Annotated in this window: 11 protein-coding genes; all 11 read right to left on the bottom strand. The window is 49.6% G+C overall.

What is annotated here, in order from left to right; genetic code table 11:
- Positions 1-1,019 precede the first annotated feature (1,019 nt).
- A complete protein-coding gene (locus IQ260_RS18900) occupies positions 1,020-2,039 on the bottom strand; it encodes a metal-dependent hydrolase (protein WP_193994656.1) in 1,020 nt (339 codons plus the stop codon).
- A 71-nt stretch (positions 2,040-2,110) separates the two neighbouring features.
- The gene (locus IQ260_RS18895) at positions 2,111-3,541 is read right to left on the bottom strand and encodes a hypothetical protein (protein WP_193994655.1); all 1,431 of its coding nucleotides are present in this window, start codon (positions 3,539-3,541) and stop codon (positions 2,111-2,113) included.
- Positions 3,542-3,589: 48 nt separating this feature from the next.
- Entirely contained in the window at positions 3,590-4,153 is a 564-nt protein-coding gene (locus IQ260_RS18890; RefSeq protein WP_228016252.1) for a hypothetical protein, read from the bottom strand.
- A 263-nt stretch (positions 4,154-4,416) separates the two neighbouring features.
- Positions 4,417-4,962: a hypothetical protein gene (locus IQ260_RS18885; protein ID WP_193994654.1), complete on the bottom strand. Its 546-nt coding sequence runs from the start codon at positions 4,960-4,962 to the stop codon at positions 4,417-4,419.
- Positions 4,963-5,247: 285 nt separating this feature from the next.
- A complete protein-coding gene (locus IQ260_RS18880; protein WP_193994653.1) occupies positions 5,248-6,513 on the bottom strand; it encodes a pentapeptide repeat-containing protein in 1,266 nt (421 codons plus the stop codon).
- A 110-nt stretch (positions 6,514-6,623) separates the two neighbouring features.
- Positions 6,624-8,069, bottom strand: a complete 1,446-nt coding sequence (locus IQ260_RS18875; RefSeq protein WP_193994652.1) for a pentapeptide repeat-containing protein — start codon at positions 8,067-8,069, stop codon at positions 6,624-6,626.
- Between the two features lie 10 nt (positions 8,070-8,079).
- A complete protein-coding gene (locus tag IQ260_RS18870; RefSeq protein ID WP_193994651.1) occupies positions 8,080-8,838 on the bottom strand; it encodes an HNH endonuclease signature motif containing protein in 759 nt (252 codons plus the stop codon).
- A 3-nt stretch (positions 8,839-8,841) separates the two neighbouring features.
- Entirely contained in the window at positions 8,842-9,498 is a 657-nt protein-coding gene (locus IQ260_RS18865; RefSeq protein ID WP_193994650.1) for a hypothetical protein, read from the bottom strand.
- Between the two features lie 4 nt (positions 9,499-9,502).
- On the bottom strand, positions 9,503-10,744 hold the full coding sequence (locus tag IQ260_RS18860; RefSeq protein ID WP_193994649.1) for a hypothetical protein: 1,242 nt from the start codon (positions 10,742-10,744) through the stop codon (positions 9,503-9,505).
- Between the two features lie 171 nt (positions 10,745-10,915).
- The gene (locus IQ260_RS18855; protein WP_193994648.1) at positions 10,916-11,161 is read right to left on the bottom strand and encodes a hypothetical protein; all 246 of its coding nucleotides are present in this window, start codon (positions 11,159-11,161) and stop codon (positions 10,916-10,918) included.
- Between the two features lie 66 nt (positions 11,162-11,227).
- Positions 11,228-11,467, bottom strand: coding sequence for a hypothetical protein (locus IQ260_RS18850; protein ID WP_193994647.1), 240 nt, complete (start codon positions 11,465-11,467; stop codon positions 11,228-11,230).
- Positions 11,468-11,991: the final 524 nt, after the last annotated feature.

The following is an 11,991-nucleotide window of genomic DNA, read 5'->3' as shown; positions in this document are numbered from 1 at the left end:
GCGGCGGGGGGCTTCGTTAGGGTGGGTGGCTTGTTCTGAGGGAGAGGTGGGCGTGACGAAGCTGGGCTGTTGGGCGATGGCTACACCGCCTATAGCTAGTAAAGCTAATGCATAGAAAACTAGAGCTTTCACAGACAATGACCTAAGTTATCGCCTGAAGAATACCCAGTACAAAAGAAGCTAAAGCAACCATTCCAAGCCGCGTCTCTGTACAAGCTAATGCCTTGACAACACCACAAAGGTTGCTGCAAAGTGCGCACTCACCCACCGGTTTTAATCATGCAGAGAATCATCGAACTATGGCTATGTCTAATTCCTCAGCAGAGGCTGCCTCACGGGAATAACGTTCACAAGATAGCTCCCAATGAATCAAGCGTAGGGAAGCTCAAACCATTGTCCTGTAAAGCTTTCAAGGCTAAGAGTGTTTTAAACTCAGCATGATGGTTTTTAAAATCGCCCGAACGGCGATTTTAAAAACCATCATGCTACTACATTCCATAAATGCTACTTCCACAATAGACCTATTTGACTCGATTTGACAATCACTCAAGTGAATTCAGCAACCGTTTCAAGTCGCGTCTCTGTACAAGCCAATGCCTTGACAACACCACAAAGGTCGCTGCGTCGCAAGCGCATCACCCACCGGTTTTAATCATGCAGAGAATCATCGAACTATGGCTATGTCTAATTCCTCAGCAGAGGCTGCCTCACGGGAATAACGTTCACAAGATAGCTCCCAATGAATCAAGCGCAGGGAAGCTCAAACCATTTTCCTGTAAAGCCTTCAAGGCTAAGAGCGATCCTGTAACAAGCTTCTTTTGGTGTTGTATAGCACCACTGAGTCTAATTAGCCTGTATGCCATCACTTGTTGGACAGCTATTCATATTCAGAATGGAGCATTGTCAATAGAATTAGAGTTGACTGACAGTAGCCAGCGTATCTCCATTGATATAGGACATAGAAAATAGCTCAAAGTCTCTGGCTCAGATTGAAACAAAATGAGCACATCCTATAAATTTTAAGCAAGGGACAACACTGTCATCACTCCTGTAGCCCACTGATCGTTGAGCTGTGCGATCGCAACCTCCAAATCACAATAAGCCAACTCCACCGCCTCACCTATCACCGTCACCGCTGGCAACTGCCTCGGCAGCACCGTAGGCCGCACATCCTCAGGAAAGTCCACCGTCAGCGAACCACTCAAATAGATCCGCGCTGACGGCTGCATCATCCGCAACGCCTGGAGCCGAGCCACCACATCCTCATCATTCAACGTAAGCGTCTGCGTCGTCCGCGTCATCGCCGCGCCAGTCGCTGTCGTCAGCTTATCTACCAGCAACTGCTTACCCGTCTGGTAAACGCCCTGGCCATCGGTAACCACAAACTCACGACCCACCGCATCCAAAATCAGATAGCGGCCACTGGCATCGATGCGGTCATCGGCCCACACGCCGGTTATCTCCGCGTAGACCTCAGCGCTCGCAGCATTAGCGTTGTACGTCGCCATGGCTCCATCACGCAGGCCCAGGCTTTGGTTTACCTGGCCAGTGACGCCACCCGTACCCGCTAACCAGATACCCAGCAGCAACAACGCCACGGCCACAGCCAGCACCCAATATTCGCCAGGTCCACCAGTTCTTAATCGCCGCTTCGGGTTCGAGACGCTGATGGACCAGGCGGGGTCAGGCCAAAAGAGCTGAACGCCCTGGCGGGTAAAGCAGTCGGAAAAGCAGCTGAGCATATGGCCCAGGGGAAGCGCCAACCATGGCTTGATATCGCCCAACGAAGCACCCACAGCCAAAGACACAGTTGTAATAGCAACAGTCGCGGCTAAGGAATGAGTGACGCTGCGGTGTGGGTAGCGGTCTTCTATCCATGAGCTGACGGGGTAACAGACCTGGCCGATGATGCTCGTCGTGGTGTCGATGTCTGGTAGCTGGCTACCCAGGACGGCTAAGGCTAACGGTAATGGTTGGGCGGTGCCGAGTAGTAAGGATGCGCCTGCGGTTGCGATCGCGGCATGGGTGATTGCCATCATTGGCCCAGACCTGTCTACGTTGAACAACTCTAAGTTGCCCAGGGATGGGGGTTAGGTTGGGATTTGGGGGGTTACGAACTCAGATCAGACTGTTTTTCCGACATTGTAGAAGAAGAGGTTGTTGATGCCTGTTTCGACGATGCTAGATGCTTCCTAGCAGCCATCATTTTTGCATGGTAACCACTATCTTTTGACAATTTTTTAAAAGAAGGAAAATCATCTAGGTCATCTGACTTCGAGACAACAAACAATGGACCCCATTGCTGATGAGGAGTAGGAAACTCAGGATTTTTATCCCTAAGACCTGCTATCGCGAGAATCATATAACCGTAAAAAAGGCATAAATACAACATGTCATCCACTGCTTCTCTTACCTTTTCAACCGCAGCTGGATCACCTAAAGTTTCCAACCAATCAGGATGAGCATTACGAAGTCTCAAACGCTCAAACGCCTCAATGGCTCGCTCACAGTGCGCAGTCCAAGCTTTAGATAGATAAGTTCCTTTGAATTGCCCTTTTAATCTTTGCTGTACTAGACCACGGGAATTATCTTGTCCACTAGTTGGGACATTGTACAGGGTTCTAATGGTTGCTTCTAATGTAGTTGCCACTAGTAGCTCCTGGGCGGCTTGTGATCTTTGCTGATTAGCATCCATCACTTGATCAAAAATATTGCGACAAACCTCTACCCCTGTTTTTACTTCTTCCTTACAGAAAAACTTAGCCAATGCAATTATTGCGTCGTTCTGAACTGAAGGTGCAGCAATAAGCCGAAAATCTCCTAAAGACAGAGCTTCTACATCTTGCCTAAACTCAATCAATTTATGAGTGTTGCGGTTCATTTCTCTTTTCAAAAGGGAAATTGTCTTGCCAAGCCAGATTTGAAGAGCTTCTTGAAACCCAAGGGGCCATTTCCAGGCTTGGCCTTTCGTATATTCACTCTTCGGTAAACGCCAAGTAAGATAAAAAAGGTCTTTTTCTATAAAATATCCTATGACTCTATAGTTGTTTTTTTCATACAGAAAACCTTGCCCTCCTTTCGATTTGAGAAGTTGTCCTTTTATCTTTGTTTCGATACGCATCTGATCGGAAAAACGGTTTCTTCCTTTCAATCGAAATAAGCAATTTCCGGTCCAATAAGTGTCAGCTACCGGGCTGTTCCCTCCAGGCTCACAAAAATACATCCTATTAAACTTAATGGAAAAATACTTTCCTGATCCTAATAAATCTGTTTTATAGCGATGTATTGGAAAATTTGGGACGATTGCCCAGCCAAAAGAATCGGTCCAAATCCGAATGGAACAAAAATCTGAGGGTTCAGAAACACAAAGGCCTCTTGCTTCAACCCTTTCTAACCCTTCATTTTGTGAAAGGAATATATCTAATTCAAACCCTGTTTCAGGATTCCACTCAGTAACACCTTTGCCAGAGAATTTTTTGCCTCGATAGTAGAAGTAAAGATAGTCTGCAACTATTTTCTGAGACTTGAAATAATCTTGCATGTGCTGCTATGTCGCTCGGCAGATTGAATGTTAGCTCACATATCTCTATTACTGCCCCAAGCGCTTCCGCGCCCCGCGCACCTGACCCAACTGCTTCATCGTCATCCCCGCCACCAGCGCCGTACCACCAAAAATATACAGACTCTGATTGCGCGTACCCAAACCAATAAACCGCACGATGCCAAACGCCATCAGACAGGCGATCAGGATCGGCATCACCACCACATATTGCGTATGCTGCGGACTCGCTTCCTGATTCAGCCCTAGCCGCTCATTGCGTACTACCTTCCGCGCCAACATCGGATTACGCCCCGCCAACGGCTGCAACTCAGCAAGCCGTGACTGACTCAGCTGCAAGCCTAGCCGCTCCGCCTCCGCCTGCATCGTCTCGCGGATAATCTGGTCCGTGGGTAGCTCCAGCTCGATTTCTAACATCTCTAAAAAGATGTCCTTACCAGGGTTCGCCGCCGCAAAGCAGCAGACGCGGACACCGGCATTGATCAAGTCTTCCAGCCAATACCGAATCCCCGTAGAAAGCCGCTTCGCCTCAGGCAATATCAGCAGCGTTTGCGGTCCCACGTTCTCGGCAATCTCATCCTTCAGCTGATCCATCGTCAGCGCCCGTTCACCGCAGGGCTCGCCGTTCTTGTCGTACTTGTCCTCTGTCGTGGGGATATCCAGCTGCTCGGCCAGGCGCACGAAGAAGCGTTTACCGCTGCCTTTGTAGACAGCGGTTGCAATAGAAAACGTATCAATAAACCGCATCACCAAATGCCGGGGCATATCGCCCACCATGCCCAGCTCAGCCAGCACAAGCACGCTGCTACCCGACTCGATAGCAGCGCACGCCTTTTGGAAGTCGGCGGAGTCGTAGCTTAAGCCGTTTGCAGTTGCTGGCTTAGAAACTCGCGGACCATCGCCTGGGGATTGAACTTTGGGAGCGCTGTCTCCCTGATTTTATCGACCTTGGCCCGAGCCTCGGGATGCATCGTTTCGTAGCTCATTTCATTCAGCATCGTCATCAACAATTGACGGTCAGCCGTCAGATGCTGGGCGTAGATATTGGAGGCTTCCCGATATAGAGATTGCATATCTACCGCCTGGGTCGCATCCACTTTTACCTCAACCGGCGGCTCTGACACATCACTTAGCTCAGTACTGTCAGCCACGGTCAACGCCGTCTCAAGCGCTTCATGAATATCAAAGTCTTCAATCTTTCCACCCGCTACCACATGAGCCCTGAGCAATCGCACAGATTTTGCCTGTGCCTGAGTCAGATACGCCTTACCTTTTGAATCCTTTTCAGCCTTAATTCCTAAATGCTTTAGATAGTCGTAATAAGCTTGCTTTTTAATATCAAGCTCCGTCATCAGCTCGTCCGGTCGAAACTGCTGTTCAACGGCGGAATTCTGGTCACCCATAATTTTTTTTTCGAAAATCAGCATCCATATTATGGGAGTCGCTCTAGAAAAAATCTGTCCGAGTTTTTCCGGTTTTCCGGTGAAGATTCAATAAATACCGGAAACCTAGTTTTGTTGAAATATCGTTTGTACACACCTTTTTTAGAGCAGGAAACTAATAGTATTCTGCTGAATTTGTTCTGAGCGATAGCAAAAATTTAGGGCACTAGCGCAGGTTAGTTCCTGCTAGCTAATGCCCTATGGAATGATTGATGGGTGATAGTTTAAGATGGTTGCAACCGCAACTCACGGAGTGCCCGACGGTGGTAGCTGCACCTGCTCGATGGGAATGCCCAGCTGCTGCGTTAGCTCGATGACGTTGCCCGTAAACGTGGAAACATCGCCCGAGACGGCGGCGGCTCCGCTGGCAATGGTGCCGATGGCAGCGCCCAGGGCAACCAGCCGTTTCAAACGCCGACCGATGCGGCCTTGGTCAGGCTGCTCGTCTGCGAGGTCGCGCTCCAGGTCGTCGAGGGTGTCGTTAGCATCGTCTTTTTGGTCGGTGGGGAAGGTTTGGGCCTGGTCGCGTAGGGCAGTGAGTAGGCGGGTGATGTCTTCGGCGTTGGAGCCGTAGTTGTTGATTACGCCGCCGTACTGGTTGCCTTCGACGTTACCGGCAACGTAGCCGCCACCAAACTGGGCACCGCGTAGATCGTATTTATTACCTTCAGACATAGGGGGACTCGCTGCTAGCATCTCCGTTATCTTCATTAAGTTTGCACTCTGCTCCTGATAAGCGACAATCTGTCCATCTTTCGCTTTCAACTCGGCTCGGTAGCGTTGTTCTAAGAGCGTCAACTTAATCTCATACAGTTCTTTGGCGCTACTCTCAATCGCTGCTTTATCAGCACCTTCAGCTACTTCCACGCGGACAACAATAGCGCCGCCACGTTTCTTCTCGATAGCTTGGATGGAAAGGTCTTGATCAGCGTATTGGCTACGAAGGTCTTGGAAGGATTGGAACAAGGCTTGCCAATCGATACCGTCTTGAAAGATGAGATCTATAGTATCTAAAAGTTGCTGAAACAAGGCTGTAAACTCACCTGGCTTAAAATAGCCTTCTCTCGGGCGACGTTCTTGGCGCTCATCCTTGAGATAGATATAGTCGCAAACAACCTCATCCAAGTTTGTAGAGCTATTAATATTCCAGTCTTCTAAACAAGCTCCTGTTAGAATTGCTCCCTGAAAATTAGTTCCTAAAGCATGGGTTCGGCTGAGATTAGCTCTTGACAGATCTGCCCTCTGTAAATTGGCATCAGTCAAGCTAGCTCTATATAAATCAGAGGACTTTAAATTGACACCATTTAGATTGGCTTTGCTAAGAGTAGCCCAAATCAATTTGACATGCTGCATATTGGCAGCACTGAGATCAACCCGGCAGAAGTTAAAACCACTCAAGTCAGAACCGTTTAAATCGGTTTTCGTAAGATCAACCGGTATCAGATCAAATCTGAGTCTCTTCCATGTTTTTAGGTTCTCACCATACTGATTGAGCAAGTTTGAGGGTGGCATCGTTCTGACAATGCTTGATCTCCATGAATTCCATACATGCTTTCCCTGCCGAAGTAGCCTTAGATGTTGTGAATTTGCCACTACACCACCCCCTCACCTCACCAAACACCCTACCCATTCGGCTCCTGCCACCCTTCAACCAATGCCTTCAGCACCGCCCCATACGGCACCTTCTCAATCGCCTCTCCACCAGCCGCCTTCAACGCACCTATCAACCGCTCTCGCCGCGTTGGTGGAATCATCACGTTAAGAAACGCTGTCTGCTCAGCCTCCGTCGCTATAGGATTAGACGCTTCTAGCTGCTTGAGTAGGTTTTGGATTTCGGCTGCGGCCTCGGCGAGGGAGGGCGTTTCAGTGGCTTGGTTGTTGATGGTGCCGCCGACTTGGTCGCCGTGGACGGTTTCGGCGAAACCGCCTACGAATTGGGCATTGCGGAGGTCGTACTTTGGTCCTTGCTGAGTGCTGGCCATAGTGGACATTACTGCCATTAGTGACGCTTTGTCTCGGCGCTCCACTTCGATTGTCTGACGTGAATCATCGAGGTGCTGCCCTTGTAAACGTAACCGCTCCTCATACTGAGCTTCTAAAGCTTTAATCTCAGATAAATAGAGTTCTTTTGCACTGCTCTCAATCAATGCCTTATCAGCACCTTCAGCGACTTCTAAACGAACAACAAAGGCTCCGCCACGTTTCTTCTCAATAGCCTGAATGGAGAGGTCTTGATCTTCGTATTGACTACGGAGGTCTTGAAAGGATTGAAAAAAGGCTTGCCAGTCGATACCGTCTTTGAAAATGAGATCAACAGTATCTACAGCTTGTTGAAACAGGGCTGAAAACTCACCGGGTTTAAAGCGTCCTTCTCTAGGGCGGCGTTCTTGCTGATTAGTTTTGAGGTAGACATATTCGCATATCACCCCGTCAAATTTTGTAGCGCTGTTGATATGCCAATCCTCCAAGCAGGCTCCTGTCAATATTGCTCTCTCAAAATTGGTTCTTAGGGCCTGTGTTCGGCTCAAATCAGCATTACACAAATCAACTCCATGCAAATCAAGACCATTCAGATCTAAGTCACTCAAGTCGAAACTACCCAACCTAGCTCCGTATAGCTTTGCTTCACGTAAATCCACTGCACACAGGTCAGCATCACGCAGATCAACTCCGCTGAAATTAGCATTTTGAAAATCAACTCCAAAAAGAATAGCTTTACTTAGGTTGACCCTACGTAGATCAGCCTTACTCAGATCGTTATCGCGTAGATCGATAATATCCAGCTCGGTAAAACCTAATTTCGCTTGAAACAGCTTGGAGCTGATTCGCTTACCTCGATGTAGTTCTTCTCTATATCGTCTACCCCCGCGTAAATCGGCTCCGCATAGGATCACTCCGCGTAAGCTAGCAGCACTCAATTGCGCTCCATGAAGATTAGCTTCACGTAGATCGACTCCATCAAGCTTGATTTGACTGAGATCAGGAACAATATCAGGATTCTTTTCTCTCCACTGATTCCATACTTCTACTCCCTGTTTTATTAGCTCTAAATGCTCAGCATTCGCCACTCGACCAACCTCATCTCAGCAACTCAACCGACACCCCCGAAATCTTTCTCTTACCTTCCACAACAATCCGTAAAATTTCCAACGCAGGCCGTTCCGCCTCAATCATCCTCGCCACCCGCGTCACCTGACTCGCCCGTATATACTCACTCACCCGGCCTTTAGGGCTATCCCACCGATAGTAATAACTCACGCTAGGATTCGCCCGCTTCCGATTGCCCAGACGCTCCTCAATCCAGCCAGAAGCATTACCAGGAGCCCGATGCTTCCGCTTGCTGCCAACCGCATCCAGCGGCTTACGCACCATCGTCCGCCGTCCCCCAGAACGCGGATCTAGGCGCTGATAGACCACCAGCTCAGACAACAATGCCAGCTGCGCACCGTTCAGAATGTCATCCGTCCGCAGCTGCCCGTTGCGTTCAGCTTTGAGCACGCGCTTACGGCCCATTTGCTTCAGGTCATAGGTGCCATGGCAGGGAGCACATAGGGCCTTTAGGTTGGTGAGATCGCAATTTCCCGGCTCATGGTCAATATGCGCCACCGTCAAAACAAACCGTCCAGCCTTGGACACGCGCCGCTCACCGTCCATCTCATAGCTGGGATATCGCATCTCCAGGCTGGGAGTCCAACAGCGCTTTAGAAACGTATCGAATGACTCCCCAGGCTGACGACAGGGCCGCCCGCATTCGGTACAGCACCAGTTTGCTTCTGTCTTGATTTGAAAGGCTAGCTCATCCCAGTTATCCGGGTAGAGACTCCGATCCATTGGCATCGTTCATCCTCCCGTTAACCGAGACATCGCCGATAGAATCTTCTGCTGTTCCGGCGTTAGCTCCGTCGCCTCGGCCACCGCATCTAACACCATCGGCTGCAGCTGCGCTTCTAGCTCCTCCCAGGACTGCGATCTCAACTGCTCAAACGGCACCCACTGCTCATCCACCAGACACACTAGCGTCGTATCGCCCTGACGCCGTGAGGCGAGGACTAAACCGCGTCGGCGCGCTTCGTCGTACCAGGTCGCCCAGTCGCTGTTGCTGGTTGGCTGCTCCGGCTGGGCATCTAGCGTATCGGCGATTAACTCGCCTAATGCAGGCATGGACGGTCCCTGATCTAACTCCTCCGGGTCACTATTAAAGTCGGCTGTTTCCGACCGAGCAACGTTCACGGGTATCGCCGTCAGCCCAACAGCGCCGATGATCTTTTCTTCAAGTAATCCATCCCTCACCAAGGCTGCTTTAGCTTTATAGAAGCGACTACGGGAGATATTCCAATCCCGACAGAATGCGGCAACACTTTCGATTCTTAGGGCGCTGCCTGAGGCTTGATAGGCCAGGATTAGATGATACAAATAGCCTCTGGGGGTGTAATACCCAGCTTCCCAGCCCTGCTTTATATTGGCTAGCGTTAGTCCTTCATGATTAGCCTGTGTCATAGCATCACCCCGCTTGACGTAGATCGTCGTCAGCGCTGCCCGGAGGACTCGCCGCTAACTCCCATTCTGCCTGGAGCTGCGGGATATCGATATGACAGCGATCAGCGTCGGTCTGCAGCTGCGGACTGATCGGGCTCTGGGTAACGATGGCGTTGTTGACGCGATGCAGTACAACTAACGGATCTAGCTCGGGCGCTGGCTCAGAATTCTGTTCTGGGGGAGCCGTATTCACGGGTAGGCTATCATCCGTAATCGCCTGCACCTGAGCCGTGAGCGCCTCCCAGCTCAGCTGGCGTAGCTCGTTGAACGGTGCACAACGCTCATCAACGGTGTAAACCATGATTTGACCGTCTACCCGCTGAGAGCCGACGACGAGGCCACGCTCACGGGCTGCTTTAAACCATTCCCGAAAGTCATCCGGTGCCTTTTCTTTGGCCTGCGCTTCCGGCTTCCACTGTTCCTCAATGGCTTTCTGCAGGAATCGCGTCGGGTATTTCACTTCGATTTCCTTTTCTTCAAGGCATGCGATCGCAACTTCAATCCGCTCCGGCCAGCGTTCGAGCGCTCGACGTAGATGCGTGTCGGCTAAATTGATTGCAAACTTTTTCTTTGCTGCGAGTAAAATCGGCGGCGCGTAAGTGTCTTTACCAGGAGGTGTTGCCTCATTGGGAGACTCTGAATTCTCAACTTGAGACGTAGGCCAACATGTAACGCCTACCTCTGTTCTTACTTCAGAATTATTAACAGTGGGTTTTTGATTTTCATTGACACACACACTAGGTGTAGTAGGTGTAATTAGTTGTTTTAAAGATGTAGAGGCACAGACGTCTTGTCTATCAAGCGTTTCGAGCGTCAAGTGTGCCCTATTGTGCACTGGTTGTGCCTCTTTGGGCACAACCAGTGCACAATAGGGCACACCAGTGCCCAAAGAGGCACACTCTGTCTGCATCGCTTCAAATACAGGTAGTTCTTGCGGGCAGGCATGCGGAACTAGTTCAAGCGAACCAACGATATTTTCTGAAAGCAATCCGCTCAGTATTAAAGCTGCTTTGGCCTTGTAAAAGGTGCGGCGTGGTATGTTCCATTCTTCGCAAAACGCCGATACATTATCTATTTGCCATTTCCATTCCACTCGCCGATGGGCGATGGCTAAAAGATAAAGATAGCTTCTAGCATTGAAAAGTTTTTGCTCCCATAGCGCTTTTACATCGGCTGGGGTTAGCCGAAGGTGGGGGGTATGTGTCATAATTGACTTAACAATTTTTGTTTTCAAATTTCGACCTGGAGCCTGCAAGCTCTGGGTCTTTTGCTGTTTGAAGTAATACCGTGAACTAGCTAGAAATACGTAGCAAATTCACTGGTTTTCAGGAACTAACGCTATTTCATAGTGCCATAAGCCGTAACGCTTGCACTATAGCTATTTCAGCTCTTGTGTTCTAGTATCGGTCCATTCAATTAGGAGCCGGCCTCCAAGGGCCTGGATAATTTCCTCAAGGTTTTTGTAGGTTCGTCCTTTGGGATCATCAAAAACCTTGGCAAACCGACCTGTATAGCTACTGGGTGGTCTACCAGTGCCATCAAGTTTTGCTACCTCCTTAGCTAGCTGATACTGGCTCATGCCCTTCTCTTCTAGCCGCTGTTTTAGAACATCGTCGAGTTCCATTGTTGGAATATTCCAGGATTGGAATACAGAATGTATCGCGCTAAGTATACATCAATTCCGCACTATTTACCCTAACTCTTTCATCAGCTCATTACACTGCATGGCGACTTCCTGAAGCCGTTCGCGGATTCGTTGATCTGATTCAGGTGTACGCGTCTCCTCGTTTGAAATTTGACTAAACAACCGGGTTGATTCGCGGTCGAGTGCGATCGCAATTTCGTAAATCCGGCAATAGTCCCAACTTGGATCAGGTACTGGGTAATTGTCGTCAATCCAGCTTGGATACTTCGGGGAGTCTTCGGTCATAGTCAGCCTCTAATGTAAGTCGCATCCCGTGGAGTACCACCGGATGCTAGTCATTCCCTGTTTAGCAGCTTAGAAGAAGCATTGTTGTGCCCGTGGAGTATCACCGGCACATTGAAAGTTTCGTTTTTTTGGCCCTGGGTCGAGAGTAGCGCATCCACTCCACTACAGAGGTTTTAGCTATTTGCAAAAGGTATTGTAGAGGGCGCTTCGTTCCTGCGCTTCTTTAAGATATGGGGCCAAAAAAACTAGTGGGGGATTGGTCGGTTGGCTTCGCTATCTGTTCTTGCAGGAGAAGAGAGAAGAAAGGAAAGGGGCGAAAGGGTATCGGATGGCGCAGCCCTGCGCGAGTGTCAAGGCTGCGAATATTTCTTAAAACTCTGCGTCCTCCTTGCGGCGTTGCATAAACAACGTGCTTGCAAACGCTCGTACTGTCGTTTCCTGGGCCTCAGGCAATGCGCCTTTTAGCTCCTGAAAAAGGCCCACGATTTCCACCACATCACGACTCGTCGGCTGCGTAGTCGGAA

Source organism: Leptolyngbya cf. ectocarpi LEGE 11479 (assembly GCF_015207065.1).
In the GTDB taxonomy this organism is placed as follows: Bacteria; Cyanobacteriota; Cyanobacteriia; order Phormidesmidales; family Phormidesmidaceae; genus Leptothoe; species Leptothoe ectocarpi.
This window is presented reverse-complemented; position numbering and strand designations above follow the sequence as displayed.